The sequence below is a fragment of the uncultured Chloroflexus sp. genome (assembly GCF_938091255.1).
Lineage (GTDB): Bacteria > Chloroflexota > Chloroflexia > Chloroflexales > Chloroflexaceae > Chloroflexus.
Map to the genome: position 1 here is coordinate 48,743 of NZ_CALLJH010000007.1, position 24,131 is coordinate 72,873.

Below are 24,131 nucleotides of genomic sequence, written 5' to 3' on the forward strand. Positions count from 1 at the left end.
ATGAAGGTTGATCTGTCTGGTACATCTGAACTATTTATCCTTTTGTCGCCCAACTGCCAGATGCTCGCTGTAAGTGAGGCGATGCTGCCACTCCTTTCGTATGTTGAGCCGTTGCTGCCTGATCTTGTTCAGGCTGCCGATGGCGCGGATGTCTTTCTAAACGGGTTGCAATATGCGCTACAACGCCAGTTTTTGTGGCAAGCGCCGGGAGTACCGTTCGGTCTGCTGATCACGTTCCGGCAACCGGCGCCAGAGCCGCTGGTTGATCACCGGCTCGGTGAAATGGCGCTCACCCTGTCCAGCAAACTTGAGATGAACCATGTGCTGGAACATGTGGTGCGTTTTGCAATGGATCTCCTCGATGCTGATGCTGGCGCGCTGCCGGTGTACGATCCGGATCACGATCGGTTGTTGTCTGGCCATCTCGTGAATCTGCCGGTTGATCTGGTGACGCCCTTTAAAGAGCCGCGGCGCGGGTTGATGTGGCAGATGATCGAGAATGGGAAGTCGATCCTCATTCCAGACTACGCCAATCATCCAATGGCATTGCCGGAATTAGTGCGTATTGGGGTTTCTTCGCTGCTGGCGACACCGATTATCCATGGCAAGACGCCGTTGGGTATCTTGGCGGTGTATCGTTTCCGTAACAAGCCCTTTCACGAGAGCGATCGCGATCTCTTGCAAGCTATCGCCCACCAGACTGCGATTGCCTTGCAAAGCGCCCGCCTATACCAGCGCGCCATTCGCAATGCCGATGAACGCTACACCCTCTATCAAGCCAGTATTGAGATTGGTGCTACGCTGGATCTCGAACAACTCTATCAGGCAATCCATCGCGCTGTCAACCGGTTAATCTCCCATGCTGGTTTTACCATTGCGCTGTTGAATGACCAGCAGATGGTCGAGTATGTCTATCTGGTAACGACGGCTGGCCGCCAACCAAGGTTGCAACTGCCGCTTACGCAAGGTATTGCTGGCTACGTGCTTCGTTTCGGCGTCTCGCTGCGGCTGTCAGGGGCGCACGCGCTGCCTGAACCGGCGATGCAACCCGCGCTTGAGATCGAAGGCGATCTGGATCATCAATCACTCTTGGCGACGCCGCTCGTGGTTGGTGATCGGATTATTGGCGCATTGCTGGCGTGGCACGATCACCTCGATGCCTATACCATGTCTGATTTGAGCGCACTCGAGATGCTAGCGGCGACGGTGGCGGTTGCGCTGTACAATGCTCTGCGCTTTGCCCATATGCAGACGCTGGCGATGACCGATACGCTTACCGAGTTGGTGAACCGGCGCCATTTTCTGCAACATTTACAACACGAAATCGATCGTTCGCGCCGGTATCATACCCCGGTCAGTATTGCGATGATTGATATTGATCATTTTAAGCAGGTGAACGATACCTACGGCCATCTGGCCGGTGATCATATTTTGCGCGAATTGGCGCGCCGGTGCCGGCAACAACTGCGTGATACCGATATCCTAGCGCGTTATGGCGGCGAAGAGTTTGGTTTGATCTTACCGGAAACACCGTATCATGCGGCGTTGTTAGCGGCTGAACGCTTGTGCCAGACGGTGATGGCTACGCCGTTTCTAGTTGATGAGCAACAGATTACGCTAACGCTCAGCATCGGTGTTGCGACCTTTCAAGCCGTTTCTCATCCTGATCCGTCTTCCCTCATTGCTGATGCCGATCGGGCGCTCTATCTGGCCAAGCAGCGAGGGCGCAACCGTGTCTGCGGCGCACAGGAGCTTTCTACATATGCCGAACCCTGATTTTACCTATGTGCAACGGATTCTGACCAGCCGGGTCTACGATGTGGTGCAAGAAACGCCTCTGCAACCGGCGCCGCTGCTCAGCGCGCGGCTGGGGGCGCAGATTTTCTTTAAGCGCGAAGATCTGTTGCCAATCTTTTCGTTTAAGCTGCGCGGTGCTTATAATCGGATGGCGCATCTGAGTCCCGACGAGAAGGCGCGCGGTGTGATTACCGCTTCTGCCGGGAATCATGCCCAAGGCGTGGCCTATTCTGGTCAGCAACTGGGCATTCGCACCCTCATCGTGATGCCAGTGACCACGCCTGAAATAAAGGTTGCGGCGTGCCGCCGCCGCAACGCCGAGGTGGTGCTCTACGGCGATAGTTACAGTGACGCCGAGGCCCATGCCTATCGTTTGCAGAAGGAATTAGGTCTGACGTTCATCCATCCCTATGACGATCCGCTGGTGATCGCCGGGCAGGGAACGATTGGGCTTGAGATTTCGCAGCAGATGCGGTCCGAACGCTACCGGGTCTTTGTGCCGGTGGGGGGCGGCGGCTTGATCGCCGGTATTGCGATCTTTCTCAAGAGTATTAACCCCAATATCGAAATTATTGCCGTTGAGCCGGACGACTCCGATGCGATGTATCAGAGCGTGCGGGCTGGCTATCGGGTGACGCTCGATCAGGTCGGCATCTTTGTCGATGGCGTGGCGGTGCGGCGTGTCGGCGAGCATACCTTTGCGATTGTGCAACGCTACGTTGATGATTTTGTCCGCGTGACGACCGATGAGGTCTGCGCCGCGATTAAGGATGTGTTTGAAGATACGCGCGCGATTATGGAACCGGCGGGGGCGTTGGCAGTCGCCGGTCTGAAGCGGTACATTGCCGAGTACGGCACCGATCTGCCGGCAGTGGCGTTGACCTGTGGCGCAAATATGAATTTCGACCGCCTGCGCCATGTCGCCGAGCGGGCCGAGATTGGCGAACGACGCGAAGCCCTCTTTGCCGTCACTATCCCCGAACGCCCCGGTTCGTTTAAGCAGTTTTGTCGTACCATTGGGCCGCACAACATTACCGAGTTCAACTATCGTTATGCACCTCGTCCCGATGCGAACGTGTTTGTTGGTGTGCAACTGACCGATGCGCGTCAGCGTCACGAGTTGGCCGAGCGGTTGCGGAATGCCGGCTACACAGTGCTCGATCTGACCAATGATGAGCTGGCAATTATTCATCTGCGCCACATGGTTGGTGGGCGCGCGCCAGAAGCGACCGATGAACGGCTCTTTTCGTTCGAGTTTCCTGAACGTCCGGGGGCGTTGCTCCAGTTTCTCGAGTCACTCGATGCGTCGTGGAATATTAGTCTGTTCCACTACCGCAATCACGGCAGCGCCCATGGCCGGGTGCTGGCGGGGATTCAGGTGCCTGATGCTGACCTCGACCGGTTTTACGCTTCGCTGAGTCGGTTAGGCTATCCGTACCAAGAGCAGAGCGATAATCCGGCGTACCATCTGTTTTTGAAGTGAGACTAGCTTGCGCAGCATTGCGCTTGATAGTGCATCAGCGATTCTGTGTTATAATTGACGCATTATTGCACATACGCAATTCCATACCCATCGCGGTGTCCCGCTAGCCCGGATGCTAGGGCGTAAAGGTGGAAGCTGGTGCAAGTCCAGCGCTGTGCCGCAACTGTAACCGGCCGTTATCGGTCGGAAGCCAGGACGCCTGCCGCGATGTAATGGTTCGTTCAGCCCTTCTCGTGCCAAGGAGGATGAACGGGAGGCGCATACCTGCGCGTCATCGTTTCATAACCCCGGCCAGTGCAAGTGGCTGGGGTTCTTGTTTTAGTTGTAAAGGCGCAACGTATGGAAGATACACCCACAACACCAACTGAGCCGGGTTCATCGCCTGAAGCTGAAGCGCGCCGCAAGGCAGTGCGGGCTAGTCATCAGCCTAAAGGGTTGGTGATCGTCAATACGGGCAATGGAAAAGGCAAAACTACTGCTGCCCTCGGTATTCTGCTGCGTGCGTGGGGGCGCAATATGCGTGTCGGTGGTGTGCAGTTTATCAAACACGAACAGGCTAAGTTTGGTGAGTTGCGCGCGCTTGAGCGCATGGGGATTACCCTGACGCCGCTCGGTGATGGCTTTACGTGGACGAGCCGCAATCTCGATGAGACGCAGGCGCGGGCGTTGCACGGTTGGGAGTTGGCCAAGCAGCAGATTGCCAGCGGCGACTTCGATGTCTTTTTGCTCGATGAGTTTACTTATGTGATGCACTACGGCTGGGTGCCGGCCACTGAGGTGGTGGAGTGGCTGAAGGTGCATAAGCCGCCGATGCTTCATCTGATCATTACTGGCCGCTATGCGCCGCCGGAGTTGATTGAGTATGCCGATCTGGTCACCGAAATGCAGGAAATAAAGCATCCGTTCCGTGATCAGGGTATTCGCGCTCAGCCGGGGATTGAGTATTGAGGGTTTGCGAGCATTGACTGCTGAGGTAGTTTTTTACCGCAGGGGGAAGCGGAGAGCGCAGAGGTTGAGGAAGTTGAATAGCAAGTTCGGTTGTGCGTGTGACCAATGAAGCGCCCCTCCGCGTCCTTTGCGTTCTTGGCGGTAAATTTGGCACTAGCAGCGAGGAACCATGGTCGAATCGCTCAAACGCAATATGGTGCAGCGCCTCGATGGGCGGATGGTCAATGCCGGTGCCCGGCGCGGGATGCTGATCATCTGTGCGACCGGCTGCTGCTGTGGCCACACCGAGCGCGGCTTTGCGCCGGTACCTACTGATCTGTACCATCGCGAATGGGAGCGGCGGCGGCTGCGCAATCGGGTGCATCTGAGCCAAGGCGGTTGTCTTGGGCCATGCCCACTGGCGAATGTGGCCCTTTTGCTGATGGATGGGCGGCCATACTGGTTTCATTCGCTGAACGATCCGGCGCTTATCCCGATTCTGTACGATTTTATTGAGGAGCTACTGGCAGCCGATCATCCGCTGCCGCCACCGTCGGCATTGGCGCCGCACCTGTTCAACGGCTTTAGCTGGGATGGCGTGAGTGCGCCGACCACGATCGCCGAACGACTACCGGCAGTGGTTGGTGATGGCATTCTCGTGCTGAGCCAAGCCGATACTGACTTGCTCGCGCTCGAGCAGGCGCTCGACCTGTTGCCCGACGGCTTTGCGCCGGTGCGGATGGCGCACGTGGGCCGGTTGGCCGAACCGGCGGCGATTGACCGCTTGCTCGAACAGTATCTGCCTGCGGCTGCGATCGTGGTAGCGCGCCTGCACAGTCCGGCAGCATTCGCCTATGGTCTCGAACGGCTGCAACAATGGGCGGCGGCGACGGGCGGCTTCCTACTCTGTGTGCCGGCAGTCGAGCAGGTTGACCCTGATCTGATGGCACGTTCGACAGTTGGCGTGCCGTTGGCGATGCTGGCGAGCGCCTATTTTCAGGCTGGCGGCGCGGCCAATCTTGCCAACGGCTTGCAGTGTCTGAGCGATTACCTGTTGGCGAGCGGGTGGGGCTACGATCCGCCGGTCGAATTGCCGCTCCACGGTATCTACACCCCACCCAAACTACGTCGGCGCGGCAAGGTGGCCCAACCGGCGCTGGCGGCTGATGACGCGCCGGTAGCCGGCCTACTCTTCTACCGCGCCCATTTGCTCAGCGGCAATACCGCCTTTGTCGATGCGCTGATCGCTGGCTTGCAAGCGCACGGCTTGCGCGTGCGCGCAGTCTACACCCATTCGCTCAAAGAGGTGAATACGGCGGGCCTGCCGGTGGCGCTCGATCTGTTGCGCCAAGCCGGGCCGGTTGATGTGATCGTCTCGACGCTCAGCTTTGCGCTTGGCGATAGTGATCCGCATCCATTTGCGCAACTCGATGTGCCGGTCGTGCAGGCGTTGATCAGCAGTACCAGTCGCGAGGTATGGCAGCGCGACGGGCGCGGGTTGGGGCCGCTCGATACGGCGATGAATGTGGCCTTGCCTGAACTTGATGGCCGAATCATTGGCATACCGGTGGCGTTTAAAGCCCAAGCGGGCGAGTCGGCGGCGCGCTCATTGCCCGATCAAGAGCGGATCGAACGGCTGGCCGGCATGGTCTGGCGGTTGACGCAATTGCGGTGCATCCCGAATGCGCAGAAGCGGATCGCGGTCATCTTGACTAACAGTAACGCCAAAGCGCAGCGGATCGGCAATGCGGTCGGCCTTGATGCACCGGCCTCGCTGATGCGCCTGTTTGCCGCCTTGCGCGAGTCTGGCTATATGGTCGGCGATTTGCCGGAAAACGGCGACCGGCTGATCGCCGATCTGATTGCACGCTGCTCGTATGACGAGACGTGGTTGACTACCGAGCAGTTGGCCCAATCGTACCGGATTCCGGTGGCTACCTACCAACGCTGGTTTGCCGAGCTGCCGGCGGAGGTGCAAGCGGCTATGACCCGCCAATGGGGGCCGCCGCCGGGAAGCGCGTATGTGCATAACGGCGCGCTGGCGCTGGCCGGGTTAGAATTCGGCAACGTGTTTGTAGCGCTGCAACCGCCGCGCGGTTACGATATGGATCCCGATGCCATCTACCACCGGCCCGACCTGCCGCCGCCGCACAACTACTACGCGCTCTATCGCTGGCTACGCGACGAATGGCGCGCCGATGCGATCATCCATCTCGGTAAGCACGGCACGCTCGAATGGCTGCCCGGCAAAGGGGTTGGGTTGAGCGCTACCTGCTTTCCCGATCCATTTCTTGCCGATCTGCCCTTGATCTACCCCTTCATCATCAACGATCCCGGTGAAGGTACCCAAGCCAAGCGGCGCGCCCATGCGGTAATCATCGATCACCTCACTCCGCCGATGACCAACGCAGGCGCATATGGCGATTTGGCCGAATTGGCCCAATTGGTCGATGAATACTACCGTATGGAACGGCTCGATCCGAGCAAGCTGCCGCTCTTGCAGCGCCAGATTTGGGAGGTGCTGCAACGCAGCCAGTTGGCTGACGATCTGCGCTATGTGTTACAGGCCGATCACGGCGATCACAAGCACGAGTGGGATGGGAGTGTGCTTGAAGACGGTACGCCCACCGTGTTGGCCGAGTTAGAAGGGCGTGAGGTTGCTCACCTACTCGAAGACATCGAAGGCTATTTGTGCGAACTGACCGGCGCGCAGATCCGCGATGGTCTGCACATTCTCGGCACGGTACCCGTTGGCGCGCAGTTGGTCGATCTGGTGTACCACCTGCTGCGTTTGCCCAACCTGCACGCGCCGAGCTTGCCGGCAACGGTCGCGGCGGCGTTGGGAGAAGACTGGCGCACCTTGCAGGAACAGCCGGGCCGACGGCGGTTCGGTGACGAGCAGTGGGCAACCAATGCCGATTGCATCGCGGCTCTTGAGAATCTTTGCCGGCAAATATTGAGCCGGCTCAATGATGCTGGTTGGGAGACAGCGGCAGTTGCTGGTGTGCTGACAGATGCTTTGCCGGCACATAGAGATCACGAGCCGGTTGCTGCGGCGCTGCGCTACGCCTGCGAATGGATCGTACCGCGCTTACGCCAGAGCGCAACTGACGAAATCGTACATCTGCTGGCCGCGCTTGGCGGTCGGTTCGTACCGCCGGGGCCGAGCGGCGCGCCGACGCGGGGCATGGCCCACGTTCTGCCGACCGGACGCAACTTCTACAGCCTTGATCCGCGCAGCGTGCCAAGCCTCGCCGCGTGGGAGACCGGCCAAGGGCTGGCGCGCGACCTGATCCAGCGCTACCAGCGCGAATACGGCGCCATCCCTGAAAGTGTCGGCATCAGCATCTGGGGCACCAGCCTCATCCGCACTGCCGGTGACGACGTGGCGCAGGTATTAGCCCTGCTTGGCGTGCGCCCGCGCTGGCAACGTGAGAATCGGCGCGTGATCGGCTTCGATATTATCCCGCTCGCTGAACTTGGTCGCCCGCGGATCGATGTCGTCTGCCGGATTAGCGGTTTCTTCCGCGACGCCTTTCCCCATCTTATCGAGTTGATCGATCAAGCGGTACAGGCAGTGATTGCGCTTGACGAACCGCTGACGATGAACTTCCCGCGCAAACACGTCTTGATGACCGAACAGGCGTTGGTCGAGAGCGGCACAGATGCTGAGTCTGCCCAGCGAGAGGCGCGCTACCGCATCTTCGGCAGTCCGCCGGGAAGCTACGGCGCCGGTATGCTCCAGTTGATTGACGGCCAAAACTGGAGCGATGAAACCGATCTGGCGCGGGTGTACTTGAAGTGGGGCGGGTATGCCTACACCGCAACCGAGCAAGGCGTACCGGCAGAGACCGCCTTTGCCGCTGCGCTCAGTACGGTGCAGGTCGCCACCAAAAATCAAGACACCCGTGAACACGACATCTTCGACAGCGACGACTATTTCCAATTCCACGGCGGCATGATCGCAGCCATTCGCGCACTGAGCGGCCGTAACCCGGCTCGTTACTTCGGCGACAGCAGCGATCCGGCGCGGCCCCGCACTCGCGATCTGCGCGAAGAGGCGCGGCGCGTTTTTCGAGCGCGAGTAATTAATCCGAAATGGATTGCCAGTATGCGCCGGCACGGCTATAAAGGCGGCCTTGAACTGGCCGCAACTGTTGACTATCTCTTCGGCTACGATGCGACCGCGCAGGTGTTGGCCGATTGGATGTACGAACAAGTAACCGAACATTACGTGCGTGATCCTGAGGTGCAACAATGGCTGCAAGCGGTTAATCCGTGGGCGTTGCAAGCAATTGCCGAACGGTTGAACGAAGCAATCGGACGCGGTATGTGGCGTGAACCATCCGCCGAGGCGCAAGCCGCTATCGCAGCAGTGTTGGTTTACGGTGAAGAACAGCGCGAAGGATTACGTTCCCTTTAGTGGATAGCTCTTATTGATGAGGTATTCGGCGAACAATCCGTAAAGCTATCGGGCATCCGACTTTCATAGTATCAGGAGACACCTATGACCCTTTTGACCGACACCATCAACCACATCGGCCCGCTCGATGATCAAGCAGCAGCGGCAGCACGTCGTCGGCAAGACACCCTCACCAAACCGGCTGGTTCATTGGGGCGGCTAGAAGAACTCTCGATCCGGATTGCCGGCATAACCGGGCGCGAGCGACCACGGCTCACCAAGCCGGCGGTTATCGTCATGGCCGCCGATCATGGCGTGGCCCGTCAAGGGGTCAGCGCCTTCCCTACTGAAGTGACACCGCAGATGGTGCTTAACTTTTTGCGGGGTGGTGCGGCGATTAACGTGCTTGCCCGTCACGTAGGGGCGCAGGTGATCGTCGTCGATATTGGCGTTGCCGCCGATCTGCCGTCGCATCCTGAACTCGTCAGTCGCAAGCTGGCCTATGGCACTGCCGACTTCAGTCAAGAGCCGGCAATGAGTCTTGAGCTAGCCCGGCAAGCGATTGAAGTCGGGATTACCTGCGCCAACGAGGCGATTGACAATGGAGTTGACCTGCTTGCAACCGGTGAGATGGGTATTGCCAACACAACGGCGGCAAGTGCGGTAGTAGCGGCGATCACCGAGCGGCCCGCCGCAGAAGTGACTGGCCGCGGCACCGGCATTGATGATACTGCTTTGGCGCGCAAGATTGCCGTGATCGAGCAGGCGCTGGCGTTGCACCGGCCCAATCCACGCGACGGACTTGACGTGCTAGCAAAAGTAGGCGGGTTGGAGATCGGCGGCTTGGCGGGTGTGATCCTCGGCGCAGCGGCACGGCGGGTGCCGGTGGTGATCGATGGGTTCATTGCCGGCTCGGCAGCACTCATCGCGGCGACGATAGCTCCCGCGGCTACGTCGTATATGATCGCCGGTCACCGCTCGGTGGAGCGAGGCCACGCGGCTGTCTTTTCGCATCTTGATTTACAACCGTTACTTGATCTCAATATGCGCCTCGGTGAAGGCACCGGTGCAGTGTTAGCCATGTCGATCTGTCAGGCGGCGTGCAAGGTGCTCGACGAGATGGCGACATTTGCCGAGGCAGGTGTGTCAGAAAAACAGTAGCGGCGCAGGGCGGTGCGCCCCGTGGCAACCGGCGCATGGTCATTCTACTGCTATGATGGGGAGAAACCACGCATGAAGCACCGTTGGGTCATGATCGTCATTGGAGCAGCGCTGCTCATCGTAGGTGAAGCGCGGCCAGCGTATGCGATGCATATTATGGAAGGCTTCTTGCCGCCGCTGTGGGCATTAATTTGGTTTGCGGTCACCATCCCGTTTTGGGTGATCGGGTTTCGCCAGCTTCAGCGCATGGTGCGCGAAAAACCCGAGGTACGGTTGCTGCTCGGTTTCGCCGCCGCCTTTACCTTTGTGCTGAGCGCGTTGAAACTTCCGAGCGTTACCGGTTCGAGTAGCCACCCGACCGGCACCGGTCTGGGTGCAATCCTGTTTGGGCCGTGGGTGATGAGTGTGCTCGGTTCGATAGTCTTGCTCTTTCAAGCCCTGCTGATTGCCCACGGCGGCTTGACTACGCTTGGCGCGAATGCGTTTAGTATGGCGGTGGTCGGGCCATGGGTAGCGTGGCTGATTTGGCGCGGGTTGGTTGGGCGGGCGCCGTTCTGGTTGGTGGTCTTTTTGGCGGCGGCGCTGGCCGATCTCTCAACCTACGTCGTCACTTCGTTGCAACTGGCGCTGGCCTTTCCCGATCCGGCGGGTGGCATCCTCGCTGCCTTCGCCAAGTTTGGCGCGATCTTTGCCGTGACTCAGATTCCACTCGCCATCAGTGAAGGGATTCTGACCGTGTTGATCATGCATGCGTTGCAAACCAACGCTGCCGCCGAGTTGCAGGCGCTTGCAATCAAGGGGGTGCGATCATGACAACCAAACCGTTACGTTGGCCAGTGGTAGTAGCGTTGTGGCTGGTGGTGATCGGGCTGGCGATTGCACCCATCTTGCTCATCCGGGACAGCGAGTTTGGCGGGGCTGATGCCGCCGCTGAAGTTGCCATTGGCGAGATTGCGCCTGACTACGAGCCGTGGTTTGCGCCGTTATTTGAGCCACCGGGTAGCGAGACCGAGAGTCTGTTGTTTGCCGTGCAAGCCGGGTTAGGGGCGGGAATGATCGGCTACTTCTTCGGCTGGCAGCATGGTCGCCGGCAACGACGTGATCGGTGAGGCATGCTACGCATCATTGACCAGTATGCCTTTGCCAATCGGTTGCGCGCGGTCGATCCGCTGCACAAGGCTGCGTTGGCCGGTATGACGATCCTGCTCTGTCTGATCCTCGATCGACCGTTGGTGGGGTGGTTGGCGTTGGCATGGATGGTGACGGTGATGGTGTGGTATGCGCGGGTACCGCTGCGCGTGGTCGGCGCCGTGATTGGGGCTGAAAGCGTCTTTCTTGCGCTGTCGGTGATCGGAATCGCAGTCAGTGTGGGGAGCGAACCACCGCCTGCGGCGCTGCTGGCGATCCCGTTCGGGCCGCTCTGGCTGAGTGCGACCGGGGCATCGGTGCAAACGGCATTGCACGTGCTCGGCCGCGCGCTCGGTTCGGCAGCGGCGCTCAATGGTCTGATTCTGACCACGCCGCTGATTGATCTGATCGAGCTGTTGCGCCGGTTGCGCGCGCCGGTGTTGTTGATCGAATTGATGGCGCTCAGCTACCGCGCGCTCTTTGTCTTGCTCGATACGCTTGATCAGATGGTCACGGCGCAGACGGCACGGTTAGGTTACGCTTCGTGGCGCGCAACGATGCGAAGCTCGGCGCTGCTGGGCAGCCGGTTGTTTATCGTTGCCTACCAGCGGAGCCAAGCGCTGGAGATGGCGTTGACGGCGCGCGGCTTTGCCGGCGACCTGCGGGTGTTGCCGCTCAGCTATACCGTTGACCGGCAGCTCTGGCTGATCGGCGTGATGATCGGGGGCAGTCTCGTGGTGGCGGGGTGGTGGACATGACCGCAGTGCTCACACTGGAAGCAGTTTCATACCACTTTCCGGGCCATCCAACCCCAGCTTTGCAGTCAGTGTCGTTGTCGATCTCTGCCGGTCGGCGTATCGTTGTACTGGGTCGTAACGGTGCCGGGAAGAGCACGCTGCTCCTCGTGGCGAGCGGTATCGTTCGCCCACAGCAGGGCCGGGTCTGGCTACATGGCGCGCCGGTTGATTATTCGCGGTCTGGTCTCCGTCGGTTGCGCCAGCATGTCGGGTTGGTGATGCAGTCGCCAGACGATCAACTGTTTAGCGCGAGCGTTTGGCAAGACATGAGCTTTGGCCCGCTCAATCTTGGTCTGAGCGCCGAGGAAGCGCGGCAGGCGGTGCAGGAAGCGGCAGTGCTGTGTGACGTAACCGATCTTCTCGACCGTCCCACCCATGCCTTGAGCGGCGGGCAAAAGGCACGGGTGGCGCTGGCCGGCGTCTTGGCGATGCGTCCACAGTGCCTGCTGGTTGATGAGGTGACGGCGGGTCTCGATCTTTGGGCGCGACAACAGGTGGTGCGAGTGTTTGACCGACTGGTAGTGGCAGGGGGAACGGTCGTGCTGGCCACCCATGATTTGGTATTGGCTCGCCGCTGGGCCGATCTGGTAGTGGTGTTGCACGAGGGCCGGATCGTCGCGGTTGCGTCACCAGCGGAGGTGTGGGCCGATCCGGCGTTGCGCGCACTGATTGCGCCATCGGAAGCGTGGGAAGAGCCGTAACGCCAGACGGCTCTCCGGCCCTGCTGAGGGCGCAGAGGGCGATTAACGCGAAGATGCAGAGGAGCGTGAAGGACGTAGGAGTTTGTTATGGTAGGGCATCAGGGTGTGGCGGGTCGCCGGTCAGGGATCGGTGCAATTGGCGGGGTGGCCCCCACCTCTGCCCCTCTCCCGCTGGGGGAGGGACGGGTTGTTAACGCAAAGACGCAGAGAATCTCTTGAAATTGGTCGCTACTATATGATGGAGTGCGGCAGTTTGACTGACGCATTCCATAGATACATCATCTATGCCACCTATACCCAACCTCATCCAACAACGCGCCGCAGCGGCGTTAGCTGCCTTGGCCATAGATGCCGCCCTCGGCGATCCGCCCAACCATCTGCATCCGGTCGGGGTAATGGGGCGCTGGTTGCGCTGGGGTGAACAGTTCGCGCCGTCCTCGCCGGGGGCGCGATTGGTATGGGGCGCGGTTTGGCTAGCCGGTGGTTGGGTGGCGTTCGGTGGCGTTGGTGCACTTGCGCCGCGTCATTGGCTGGCGCAAGGGGTACTAATGTCGTTATTGTTGGCCTATCGCGGGCTTGATCGAGCAGTGGCAGAGGTGGAGGCGGCTTTAGCCGCTGGCGATCTAGCCGAAGCGCGCCGGTTGCTCGGTTGGCATTTAGTGAGCCGGCCAACCGATGATCTGAGCGCGCCTGAAGTGGCCGGTGCGGCGATCGAGTCGCTGGCCGAGAATCTGAGTGATAGTGTGGTGGCGCCACTGCTAGCATTCTTGAGCGGTGGTTTGCCGGCGATGGTCATCTATCGTTTCACCAACACTGCCGACGCGATGTGGGGCTATCGCACCGAGCGTTTTGAACATCTGGGGAAAGTTGTGGCCCGTTGCGATGATGTGTTCAATCTGGCGCCGGCCCGGTTGACGGCCCTGCTGATTGCGCTGGCCGCGCAGCTTGCCAACCGGCGCGGCAGGGCGGCGCTCGCGGTGGCGTGGCGTGACGCGCGCCGCACCGCTTCGCCGAACGCCGGCTGGCCAATGGCGGCAATGGCTGGCGCGTTAGATACCGTTCTGACCAAGCGCGATCACTATGCGCTCGGCGCTGGCCAGTGCCTGCCCAATGCCGCGATGATCGGCGAAGCACGCCGGTTGGGACAGTTGGTTATGGCGCTGATAACAGCCGGTTTGTTGGGCGCTTTGGTGTTCGCGCGTTTCGCTGAATCGAGGTCTCCACAATGACTGCTACTGCGCTGTTGCTGATTGGTCATGGTACCGATGATACTGCTGGTTTAGAGGAATACCGCCAACTAGCCGCGTTGGTGCAACAACGGCTTGATGTCTTTGTCCAACCCTGCTTTCTCGAATTGGCCGATCCGCCGATTGGTCAAGCGATAGATGCTTGCGCTCGCGCCGGTTATCAGCGCATTGTCGCTTTGCCGCTCTTGCTTGGCGCTGCCGGCCACCAGAAGAATGATATTCCGGTTGCGCTGCGTGAAGCGCGTGCGCGTTGGTCAGAATTGACCATCCAGTATGGTGCGCCGCTCGGCGTCCAATATCCGTTGCTCAAGGCCCTCGGTGACCGGTTAGCCGCGGCTGAAGCGGCTGCCCCACCGGTACCCCGCGCCGAGACAGCACTAGCCGTCATCGGTCGTGGTAGTAGTGATCCCGATAGCAATGCCGACGTAGCCCGGATGGCGCGCTTGCTGTGGGAGGGGCGTGGCTATGCACGTGTCATGTATGGCTTTTACAGCATTACAACGCCGCGTGTGCCTGAAACGATTGATGCCTGCATAGCACTCGGTGCGCGGCGCGTGATAGTTATTCCGTACCTCCTCTTTACCGGACGGATTTTGCAGCGGATTGTGGAGCAGGTTGACGCCGCTCGGCGAAAGTACGCGGATCGCGATCTCTTGCTTACCGAACATCTTGGTCTGCACGAGGGGGTGATCGCGGCTATCGAGCAGCGATTTCACGAAGCGGTGCAAGGCCAAGTCGCGGTCAACTGCGACGTGTGCAAGTACCGTCGCCTCTTCCCCGGCTTTAGCGCCGATTTTGGCCGTCCGCAAACCAGCGATCACGAGCACGGCTTACGCGGCGAGACACCGGCGCGTGGACTTGAGGCGATCTTGCCGCCACGCTACCGCAGTGGCCGTCCGGTGAGCGCAGCGCCAATGACCGCTGCGCCGCTGGTGTTCGACGAGCATGGGCAAGTAGCGTGGAATCGGGTGTGGGGTGGCGATGATCCCAATAACCCTTTCTGCGAATTGGCGCTGGCCGGTGGCCCGCCTCACCGCGGCACCCTGCTCGAGCCGGTCGATCCGGTTACGGTGCAGGCCGATCCTGCCGGTTACGCTCGCGTGATCGCCGAACTGTCGCGTGCGTTGACAACGGTGACCGATCTGCCGGTTAAAACCGATGTTACTCCCGGTTGGATCGGCCTCGTCTGCGAAAGTGAAGAGATGGCGATCTGGCTGTTGCGGGCAATTATCGTGGAAAATGTCAGTGTGCGGCGTGAAGATCGGGTCTTGCTGCTGCCGGCGGGGCCGCAGTTCCGGCTCGCAGCCGAGATCAAGAATGTCGTGACCGCCGTCGCCAAGACCTACCACTACTGGAAGGAGCATATTCGCCAATGACTGATGTTACGTGCCGCATCTTTATCTTACACGATGTGGGTGATCACGTGGCCCAATTAGCCCAAGCCATCGCCGCCGGTGTAGCGACCGTTCCCGGTGCCGAGGTGAAGGTGCGTCAGCCCAACCATGCCACCAAAGCCGATCTGCTCGAAGCTGATGGGATCATTATCGGCACGCCTAACTGGACGGGCATTAAGGGCACGCTAAAGCGGTGGCTCGACACCACCGGCGATCTGTGGGAAGAGGGAAGCTTAGCCGGCAAAGTAGGCGCGGCCTTTACTAGCAGTGCCGGACGCCATTCTGGCACCGAGTTTACGCTGCTCTCAGTGCTGCACTGGATGCTTGGCAGCGGGATGATCGTGGTTGGGCTGCCGTGGACGCCGCTGATGGAGCAGGCAGGATCGTATTACGGTGCGACATCGGTCGGTGACCTGACCGAAGCCGATCTGCTGCAAGCGCGCGCTTTGGGCCGGCGGGTGGCGCAGATCGCTTTACAGTTGCGCCGAGGAGCGAACCTATGAATGAGCGCGTGCCTGTTGCTGGCGCCGAGATTGCCTCCCGCTCATTCGCGATTATTCGTGCCGAGCTGACCAAGGGCGGGATCACACTGCCGCAACCGCTGGCGCCGGTCATCGAGCGGATCATTCACACCACCGCCGACTTTGAGTTCGCCACGATTACCAGAGCCAGTTCCGGTGCGATCGAAGTCGGCGTTGCTGCGCTGCAACGCGGCTGTGCGGTCATTACTGATGTGCAGATGGTACGGGTTGGCATTGACCAGCGGCGGCTGCACCGCTGCGGCGGCACGGTGTATTGCTTCAACGACCTGCCGGACGTCACCCACCTCGCGGTTGCGACCGGGCTTACTCGCAGTGCTGCGGCACTGCGGTGGGCGCACGATCAGGGCTACCTTACCGGTGCGATTGTCGCAGTTGGCAATGCGCCGACCGCTTTATTCGAGCTGCTTGATTTGCTCGATAATGGCGCGCAGCCGGCGTTGATCATCGGCGTGCCGGTTGGCTTCGTCAACACCGTCGAGAGTAAGGCGGCGCTGATGGCGCGTTCTGAGGTACCGTGGATCGTGACAGTTGGTCGCAAAGGCGGTTCGCCGGTGGCGGCGGCGATTGTTAATGCGCTGCTGCGGTTGGCGGCTGGCGAGGATAACTCTGAAGTGTAGCTTGGAGGCGCACAGGGGCAAAGGCACAGAGTATGCAAAGGGAGCGAAGGGTTCTACCACAAAGGCGCAGAGTACGCAAAGGGTTTGTTTGGTTCAAGGGTACAAGCGGCGTTATCGCCACCCGTAAAAAACTTCGCGTCTTCGCACTTTTGCGTTTGAACCCCTTGCGTCTTTGCTCGCTTTGCGTCTAGGGTGTTGAAATAGAGTAACCTATGGCTGATATGGTTCCTCCTCGCAACAAACGCGGTTCGCGTACCGGCTATACCACCGGCAGCAACGCTGCGGCTGCGGCCAAGGCAGCGACGATCGCTCTCTTCAGCGGGCAGTGGCCGGCGCAGGTGACGATCACCTTGCCGATTGGCGAAACCGCCACAATGACACCGACCATTACTCGTCTCGATGCCGAAGGCGCCTACTGTTGTATGCGTAAAGATGCCGGTGATGACCCCGATGTAACACACGGTGCGTTAATCTGTGCATTGGTGCGGATAATTGATACGCCGGGCATCCATCTTGAAGGTGGCGAGGGGGTGGGGCGGGTGACGCTGCCCGGTTTGGGCCTGCCGATCGGCGGGCCGGCGATCAATCCGGTGCCGCGCCAGCAAATTACCGCCAACGTGATCGATGCGGTACGCGAATACGCTCCCGGCGGCGAGACGTTTCTCGAACAGGCCGGGATCGAGGTGATCATCAGCGTTCCCGGCGGTGAGCAGATCGCGCAAAAGACGCTCAACCCGCGCCTTGGCATTCTTGGCGGGATCAGCATTCTCGGCACTACCGGTAAGGTCTTTCCCTACAGCACCGCCGCGTGGCGGGCCAGCGTGATCCAAGCGGTCGAAATGGCAGCCCGCAATGGCGTGCAGAAGATGATCCTTTGCACCGGCGCCCGTTCTGAGAAGTTTGCGATGCGCATCTTTCCCGATCTGCCGGAGATCGCCTTTGTTGAATTGAGCGTTTTTACCGGCGATGCGTTGAAGACGTGTGTTGAGCACGGGGTGCCGTCAGCCGTGTTTGTGGGCATGATCGGCAAGATGATCAAGACGGCGCAGGGCTATATGCAGACTCACGTCGCTGGTAATCAGGTCGATTTCGCCTTTCTGGCGCAGGTCTGCCGTGAGGTAGGTGCGCCGGATGCGTTGGTGCAGGCGGTGGAGCAGGCTCATACTGGCCGCTATTTTCTCGAGTTGTGCCAGCAGTATGGCCTGCAAGCGCCATTGCAGCGGATCGTTGATTTAGCCCTTGAGCAGTGTCTGCGCTTCATTGCCGCCCAAGGCGGGACGATGGATTTCGAGACCATTCTGGTCGATTTTGATGGCACGGTGCTAGCTCGCGCCGCCGCCGTTGCTGCCGATCACCTGCATCCATCGCCTCTGCCGCCGCCGTTGATCGAGCGGCTACCCACTGATCCGTTGCCTGAAGATGATACAGCGGTGGAGGACGAACTATGAGCCGGCGAACACCAATTCTGGTGGTAGGTTTGACCGATGCCGGTGCAGATGGTTTGCCGGCTAATCTTCTGCAACGCATTGCCCGCGCCGATCTGCTGGTAGGTGGGAAGCGCCATCTGGCCGCATTTCCTGAAGTGGTCGCCGAGCGGTTGGTGGTCGAAGCGAGTGTGGAGCCGGCGTTGGCCCGGTTGCAACGGGCGTGGGAAGCCGGCCAGACGGCGGTGGTGCTGGCGTCGGGTGATCCGCTCTGGTACGGCATTGGCACCAGTTTGCGCCGGGTGTTTCCGCCAGCGGCGCTTGAGATTGTGCCGGCGCCAACCTCAGCCCAACTCGCCTTTGCCGCGCTAGCTGAACCGTGGCACGATGCTGTGCTGCTCAGTGCTCATGGCCGGCCATTAGCAGCTATCATTTCAGCAGTGTTGACTGCATCCAAAGTGGCTATTCTCACCGACCGCCAGCAGACGCCAGCCATAATTGCGCAAACGTTAATCGCCGCCGGTATGGAACCCACCAGCCGTTGCGCGGTCTGTGAACAGCTTGGCGGGCCACGCCAGCGCACAGTACGCGCGACTCTTGCCGATCTCGTCACCGCCGCGTTTGATCCGCTCAATGTGCTGGTGGTCTGGAACAACCATCCTGTGCGTCCGATCCCTCCCGGTTTGCCCGACGAGGCCTTTAGCACCGAGGCCGGACAGATTACCAAGCGCGAGGTGCGCTTGCTCAGTCTAGCCGAACTAGCCTTGCAACCCGGCGAAGTGTTGTGGGACATCGGGGCCGGCAGTGGCGCGGTGGCGATCGAAGCGGCCCGTGCTTGTCCTTTGGCACAAGTCTATGCGGTTGAACGGCGAGCTGAATTTATCGAACATATTCACGTGAATCTGCATCGCTTCCCTGCTCCCAATGTCCGGGTAATCCACGGCGAAGCGCCGGCAGCGTGCGCTGATTGGCCCGATCCAGACGCAATCTTCGTCGGTGGCAGCGGTGGTCATTTGCGTGAGCTGATCATGCTAGCGCAGCAACGACTACGTCCCGGTGGTCGATTAGTGCTTAATTTGGTGACTGCCGGCCATCTCGCTGAAACACTCGCCTTGTTACCTCCAGCGCGGATGGTACAAGTTCAGGTTAACCGCGGCACGCCGATCCAATCTGATCTGCGCTTCGCCGCGCTGAATCCGGTGTTTATCGTGGTATGGCTGAAGGCGCAAAGTGAGTAAAAACGCTAATGGTTCAAACGCAAAAACGCTCAGATTTCAAACGCAAAGGCGCAAAGATCGCAAAATTTGTTTGTGGTTTGGCCGCAGTATGGTTGTACCATATCTCGAACTTGTTGTGCATATTCGTGTTTTTGTGAATAATTTGCTAAACACAGAAATGCTAAGTAGCCAAGATTTAGATGACCATGGTTATCACATGACTTTTGTTGCAAAATCAAAAATATCTTTGCGCCCTTCGCGCTCTGCGCACCTTTGCGTTAAAACACTCTGCTCCTTTGCTTGCGTCGCGTCTTACAGCTAGGTATTGGTATGAATGCTGAACTCACTGCGGTCGGGCTTGGCCCCGGCGACCCCGAATTGATCACGCTCAAAGGCCTGCGCGCCTTGCAGACCGCTGATGTCATCTTCGCGCCCCAAAGCCGTGACGGCGATGCGAGTATTGCCCTCCGCATCGCGACGCCGTGGATCGATCCATCCCGCCAAGCGGTGGTGACGTTGCCGCTGCCAATGACACGCGATTCTGGCCAACTGCGTCCTGCATGGCGAGCCGCCGCTGAAGTAATGGCCGCGACTCTCGGCGCTGATCGGCGCGGTGTCTACCTCTTGCTCGGCGATCCGCTGCTCTATGGTACCTTTTTCTACCTGTGGCGCGAGTTGCGCGTGCGCGCGCCTGCGCTGCTGGTCAAAGTTATTCCCGGCGTCACCTCATTTGCTGCCGCTGCCGCCGCCGCTGGCGTGCCGCTCGCTATGGCCGATGAGCGGCTGATTGTGCTGCCGGCCAGCTACGAGACTGATGCTGCCGCCTTGCAACGTCTGCTCGCCGAGTTTGCTACGGTGGTGTTGATGAAGGCCGGTGCTGCAGTGCCGTCCATTCGCACAGCGCTTGAACAACTCGGTCTCCTTGACCACGCCCTCTATGCCGAGAGAGTGGGACTAGAGGGCGAATTTATTACTCGCGACCTGCGAACACTCGATCCGCAGCATCGCCCGTACTTGTCGCTCGTTATTGTTCGCCGCGGAGAAGTGCTATGACCTACCCTGCCGTTCCCGGAACTGTCTATTTTGTGGGGGCTGGCCCCGGCGCGCCTGATCTGATTACCGTGCGCGGGCGTGATCTATTGGCCCAAGCCAATCTGATCCTTTACGCCGATAGTCTGGTTGACGCGGCCTTGCCTGCGGCTTACGCTCAGCCTGATGCGCGGATTGTTGGCTCGGTCGAGATGCATCTCGATCAGATTGTCACGTTGATGCGGGAAGCGGTGCGGGCCGGGCAGGTGGTGGTACGGCTGCACAGTGGTGATCCGGCGCTGTATGGCGCGATCCACGAGCAGATGGCTGCACTCGACGAAGCCGGCATTCCGTATGAGGTCGTTCCCGGCGTGACTGCCGCCTTCGCGCTCGCGGCCCGTCTCGGCGTCGAGCTGACTGTACCCGAATTGGTACAAACGATTATCCTCACCCGTCCCGCCGGACGCACGCCGTTGCCCGAGCGCGAGCAGCTTTCCCGGCTGGCGGCGCACGGCGCGTCGCTAGCGATTTACCTCGGCATTACCCGGATTCAGCAAGTGGTTGAAGACTTGCTGGCCGGCGGTGCTTACACGCCGGATACGCCGGTGGTAGTGGCGTATCGGGTGACGTGGCCGGATGAAGAGATTATGTACGGCACGCTCGGCGACATTGCCGCCAAGGTCAAAGCGGCTGGCTTTACCCGGCAGGCGCTGATTTTGGTAAGTCCGGCGCTCGATCCGGCGCACAAACGCACCGATCGTCCAACCAGTCGGCTCTACGATCCAACCTACAGCCATCGCTTGCGCCGGCGGGTGCTGGATGAGTCGTAAGCCGACGCTGCCGAGTGAGCAATGAAGTGATGGGGCCTATGTGTAGAAAAATTGACATAAATTTGCTGTCTAGCATTCTAGCACTCTTTGCCCGCTGTGTGATGGATCCGAGGCTCCTATGACCAACATCGCGATCATCGCTATGACCCGTGCCGGAGTAGCACTAGCCCAACGCATCGCTGCCGAGCTGCCAGCAACAGTGTGGGTGCCGGCCCGCTTTGCTATGGCAGTGCCGGCTGCGCGTGCCTATGCAACGGCGGCACAAGCGGTGCAAGCAGTGTGGACGGCGACGCAGGCCATCGTTTTCATCGGTTCTACCGGTATCGCCGTGCGCTCGATTGCGCCGCTATTGCGCAACAAGACAGTTGACCCGGCGGTGGTTTGTCTTGACGAGGAAGGTCGGTTTGCAGTACCCCTTGTCGGCGGTCATCGTGCCGGTGCGAATGAACTGGCCCGTCGCCTTGCCGTTATGACCGGCGGTCAAGCTGTGCTGACTACGGCTAGCGATACGCAAGGGTTGCCGGCGCTCGATCTGATCGGACGCAAGCGAGGTTGGCGAATCGCCGCTGGTTCGGCGATCACGCACGTGATGGCTTGTTTGGTGAATGGTGATCCTGTTGGGGTTTGGGTTGATCCTGATCTGCCAACAGCACGTGAACTGCTCGTGACCGAACTCGCTGCTGCGCCGATGGTCGAATGGGTAAGTGAACCGACTGAACTCACTGCTGAGCGTTTTGCCGCTGTGATATTGGTCTCGCATCGTCGGTTGGATGGGCTGTGGGCCGAGCTGCGCGATAAGGGGTTACGGTATGTGCCGCCGGTGTTGGTCGTAGGCATTGGCTGCCGACGAGATGTACCGGTTGATGAGTTAACCGCTGCGTTGGCGACCACCTTGGCCGAAGCCGATCTGTTACCCGAATGCGTTGCTACCATTGCGACCGCCGAACTCAAAGCGACCGAGCCGGGAATTATCGCACTCGCCACGCAGCTTGGCGTCCCGCTGGCAGTCATTTCTACCGAGCAATTGCACGCGCTTGATCCCGCTGCCTTCAGTCCCAGCGCCGCCAGCCGCTTCGAGTTACCGGGGGTAGCCGAGCCGTGCGCGGTGGTAGCGGCGCACGGGCCATTGCTCGTGCCGAAGCGGTCATTTGCTCGCTGCACCGTTGCGGTAGCGTTACAGACATCAGCCGTCTATCCCTGCGACTCACCGTCGCCGACCGGCCAACTGATGCTGGTCAGCATCGGGCCGGGCGATCTTGTTCACCTCACTGAAGCGGCCCGGCAGGCGTTGATACAGGCCGAAGTAGTGACCGGCTACGGTCGCTATATCGATCTCATCCGTCCGTTGCTGCGGCCCGACCAAGAAGTCATCGTCACCCCGGCGATGGGTGACGAGATGGGGCGGGCGCGAGCTGCTATCGAATTGGCGCGGGCTGGCCGGCGGGTGGCACTGGTTAGCAGTGGCGACATCGGCATCTACGCAATGGCGGCACCGGTCTTTGAGGCACTCAGTGCCGAAGGCTGGAATGGCCGTGATCCACGGGTGGAGGTTATCCCCGGTGTGAGCGCATTTCAAGCTTTGGCTGCTCGGCTCGGTGCACCGGTCAATCACGATCTCTGCCTGATCAGCCTTAGCGACTTGCTCACGCCGTGGCCGCTGATCGAGCGTCGGTTGCGCGCCGCCGCTCAAGCCGATTTTGTCATTGCGCTCTACAATCCGCGCTCACAAGGGCGCAACTGGCAATTGGCGGCGGCTCTTGCCATCGTGCGTGAGCATCGTTCGCCCCATACACCGGTTGCCTTTGGTCGCCAAGTCAGCCGCGCTGACGAACAGATGACGCTGACCACCTTGGCCGAGGCCGATCCGGCGCAGGCCGATATGCTGACCGTGGTGCTGATCGGGAATAGTCAGAGTTTCACACTAGCCGGTCATCTCGTCACGCCACGCGGCTACACGAGCCGTGCGGTGGCGTCAACGCCGGTCGCAACGGAGGTTGCGACAAGTGAATATCCGATTGTCTTGACCAAACCGGCCCAGTTACCGACGGTCGTAGTCGGTGGCGGCCCCGTCGGCGAGCGGAAAGTACGCAGTCTGCTTGACGCTGGCTTTCCGGTGCGTCTCATTAGTCCGACGGCAACGACGCAACTAGCAGCATGGGCTAGCGCGGGCCGCTTAGTCTGGGAACAGCGTGAGTACCGTGCTGGCGACCTTACCGGTGCGCGGCTCGTCTTCGCCGCCACCAATGATCGCGCTGTCAATGCTCGCATTGCCGCGGCGGCCAGCGTTGCCGGCGCGCTTTGCAACGTCGCCGATGATCCCGACGGCGGCGATTTCCATGTGCCGGCGGTGCATCGCAGTGGCGGTCTCACGGTCGCAGTGAGCAGCCATGGGGCTGCGCCAAGCCGCGCAGTTGCAATACGTGATGCAATTGCCGAGTGGTTCATGGCAAAGCTCACATGAAAAGCCGATGATTACGATGCTGCCCAAACGATGTTGCATACAATGTGCCTTCCACAATAACCGGAGAAGAGTATGACCGGCAAAGCCTATCTCGTCGGCGCCGGCCCCGGTCGCGCCGATCTCATCACTGTGCGCGGTTTGGCCGTGCTGCGCCAAGCTGATGCTGTCCTCTACGACCGCCTAATCGCGGCGAGCCTGCTTGACGAAGCGCCGCCCCACGCCGAACGGATCTTTGTCGGCAAGCGGCCCGGCCACCACACCGTTCGCCAAGACGGTATCACCGAGACACTGGTTCGCCTTGTGCGTGCCGGCTTGCAGGTTGTGCGGTTGAAAGGCGGCGATCCCAGTGTCTTTGCCCATCTTGCCGAAGAGGCAACTGCGCTAGCCACTGCTGGCTTACCGTTCGAGATCGTACCCGGTGTCTCAGCCGCTCTGGCAGTACCGCTCCATGCCGGCATCCCGCTCACGTGGCGCGGCGTCGCCTCGGCATTTACCGTCGTCTCTGGTCACGAAGCCACCCCGCAGGGGTGCAGCGGGATCAGTTGGGCGTTGTTGGCTGCGTCGCCGACTCTCGTGGTGCTAATGGCGCTCGAACGGCTGGCGCGAGTGTGTGCTTACCTGATCGACGCTGGCCGTAATCCAGAGACGCCGGCAGCATTGATCAGCCGCGGGGCGAGCGCCGATCAGCGTGTCTTGCGGGCGACGCTTGCTGCCTTGCCGGCCCGCCAACAAGCGGCGCAGTTGCCGCCTCCCGCTGTGCTGGTAGTTGGTGAAGTGGCGGCGTTAGCCGATACGTTGGCGTGGTATGACCCGACCCACTACCCTGCCGAGCTGATGCTGTGGGATGAATAACCAAAGGCGCAAAGATGTTGGATATAGAGGGATAAGCATGCTTAGCAATCAACAATATATCGCTTAGCGTACCTTGCGCCTTTGCGTTGGAACTCTTTGCGTCCTTGGCGCAGTAAGGAAGG

General features: G+C 60.2%; 19 protein-coding genes and 1 riboswitch. All 19 genes read left to right on the forward strand.

Annotated features, from left to right (window positions below; all coding sequences use genetic code 11):
• Positions 1-1,776, forward strand: coding sequence for a sensor domain-containing diguanylate cyclase (locus tag Q1A00_RS03375; RefSeq protein WP_298406407.1), 1,776 nt, complete (start codon positions 1-3; stop codon positions 1,774-1,776).
• Positions 1,763-3,280, forward strand: coding sequence for a threonine ammonia-lyase, biosynthetic (ilvA, locus tag Q1A00_RS03380; protein WP_298406409.1), 1,518 nt, complete (start codon positions 1,763-1,765; stop codon positions 3,278-3,280). The genes Q1A00_RS03375 and ilvA overlap by 14 nt, the downstream gene beginning before the upstream one ends.
• A 76-nt stretch (positions 3,281-3,356) precedes the next feature.
• Positions 3,357-3,502: riboswitch (cobalamin riboswitch) on the forward strand.
• Positions 3,503-3,619: 117 nt separating this feature from the next.
• Complete coding sequence (gene cobO / locus Q1A00_RS03385) at positions 3,620-4,228, forward strand: cob(I)yrinic acid a,c-diamide adenosyltransferase (protein ID WP_298406411.1); 609 nt, start codon at positions 3,620-3,622, stop codon at positions 4,226-4,228.
• Between the two features lie 169 nt (positions 4,229-4,397).
• Complete coding sequence (cobN, locus tag Q1A00_RS03390) at positions 4,398-8,630, forward strand: cobaltochelatase subunit CobN (RefSeq protein ID WP_298406413.1); 4,233 nt, start codon at positions 4,398-4,400, stop codon at positions 8,628-8,630.
• 84 nt (positions 8,631-8,714) lie between these two features.
• Positions 8,715-9,770: a nicotinate-nucleotide--dimethylbenzimidazole phosphoribosyltransferase gene (cobT, locus tag Q1A00_RS03395; protein WP_298406414.1), complete on the forward strand. Its 1,056-nt coding sequence runs from the start codon at positions 8,715-8,717 to the stop codon at positions 9,768-9,770.
• A 72-nt stretch (positions 9,771-9,842) separates the two neighbouring features.
• Positions 9,843-10,583, forward strand: coding sequence for an energy-coupling factor ABC transporter permease (locus Q1A00_RS03400; RefSeq protein ID WP_298406415.1), 741 nt, complete (start codon positions 9,843-9,845; stop codon positions 10,581-10,583).
• The gene (locus Q1A00_RS03405; protein WP_298406417.1) at positions 10,580-10,879 is read left to right on the forward strand and encodes an energy-coupling factor ABC transporter substrate-binding protein; all 300 of its coding nucleotides are present in this window, start codon (positions 10,580-10,582) and stop codon (positions 10,877-10,879) included. The genes Q1A00_RS03400 and Q1A00_RS03405 overlap by 4 nt, the downstream gene beginning before the upstream one ends.
• Positions 10,880-10,882: 3 nt before the next feature.
• Positions 10,883-11,656 carry a cobalt ECF transporter T component CbiQ gene (gene cbiQ, locus Q1A00_RS03410; RefSeq protein ID WP_298406420.1) on the forward strand — a complete coding sequence of 258 codons (774 nt, stop codon included), beginning with the start codon at positions 10,883-10,885 and terminating at the stop codon, positions 11,654-11,656.
• Positions 11,653-12,396: an energy-coupling factor ABC transporter ATP-binding protein gene (locus tag Q1A00_RS03415; protein WP_298406422.1), complete on the forward strand. Its 744-nt coding sequence runs from the start codon at positions 11,653-11,655 to the stop codon at positions 12,394-12,396. Before cbiQ ends, Q1A00_RS03415 begins: the two co-directional genes overlap by 4 nt.
• A 284-nt stretch (positions 12,397-12,680) precedes the next feature.
• A complete protein-coding gene (cbiB, locus tag Q1A00_RS03420) occupies positions 12,681-13,625 on the forward strand; it encodes an adenosylcobinamide-phosphate synthase CbiB (RefSeq protein WP_298406423.1) in 945 nt (314 codons plus the stop codon).
• Positions 13,622-15,019 carry a sirohydrochlorin chelatase gene (locus Q1A00_RS03425; RefSeq protein WP_299755270.1) on the forward strand — a complete coding sequence of 466 codons (1,398 nt, stop codon included), beginning with the start codon at positions 13,622-13,624 and terminating at the stop codon, positions 15,017-15,019. The genes cbiB and Q1A00_RS03425 overlap by 4 nt, the downstream gene beginning before the upstream one ends.
• A complete protein-coding gene (locus Q1A00_RS03430) occupies positions 15,016-15,540 on the forward strand; it encodes an NAD(P)H-dependent oxidoreductase (protein ID WP_298406425.1) in 525 nt (174 codons plus the stop codon). The genes Q1A00_RS03425 and Q1A00_RS03430 overlap by 4 nt, the downstream gene beginning before the upstream one ends.
• Positions 15,537-16,196 (forward strand): precorrin-8X methylmutase, encoded by a 660-nt coding sequence (locus Q1A00_RS03435; RefSeq protein WP_298406427.1) that lies wholly within the window; start codon positions 15,537-15,539, stop codon positions 16,194-16,196. Before Q1A00_RS03430 ends, Q1A00_RS03435 begins: the two co-directional genes overlap by 4 nt.
• A 212-nt stretch (positions 16,197-16,408) precedes the next feature.
• Positions 16,409-17,644: a cobalt-precorrin-5B (C(1))-methyltransferase gene (locus Q1A00_RS03440; protein WP_298406429.1), complete on the forward strand. Its 1,236-nt coding sequence runs from the start codon at positions 16,409-16,411 to the stop codon at positions 17,642-17,644.
• Positions 17,641-18,858, forward strand: coding sequence for a precorrin-6y C5,15-methyltransferase (decarboxylating) subunit CbiE (cbiE, locus tag Q1A00_RS03445; protein WP_298406431.1), 1,218 nt, complete (start codon positions 17,641-17,643; stop codon positions 18,856-18,858). The genes Q1A00_RS03440 and cbiE overlap by 4 nt, the downstream gene beginning before the upstream one ends.
• Positions 18,859-19,167: 309 nt before the next feature.
• A complete protein-coding gene (gene cobI / locus Q1A00_RS03450; protein WP_298482139.1) occupies positions 19,168-19,890 on the forward strand; it encodes a precorrin-2 C(20)-methyltransferase in 723 nt (240 codons plus the stop codon).
• A complete protein-coding gene (cobM, locus tag Q1A00_RS03455) occupies positions 19,887-20,696 on the forward strand; it encodes a precorrin-4 C(11)-methyltransferase (RefSeq protein ID WP_298406435.1) in 810 nt (269 codons plus the stop codon). Before cobI ends, cobM begins: the two co-directional genes overlap by 4 nt.
• A gap of 118 nt (positions 20,697-20,814) precedes the next feature.
• A complete protein-coding gene (gene cobJ, locus Q1A00_RS03460; protein ID WP_299755277.1) occupies positions 20,815-23,157 on the forward strand; it encodes a precorrin-3B C(17)-methyltransferase in 2,343 nt (780 codons plus the stop codon).
• Between the two features lie 72 nt (positions 23,158-23,229).
• On the forward strand, positions 23,230-24,009 hold the full coding sequence (gene cobA / locus Q1A00_RS03465; RefSeq protein ID WP_298406438.1) for a uroporphyrinogen-III C-methyltransferase: 780 nt from the start codon (positions 23,230-23,232) through the stop codon (positions 24,007-24,009).
• Positions 24,010-24,131: the final 122 nt, after the last annotated feature.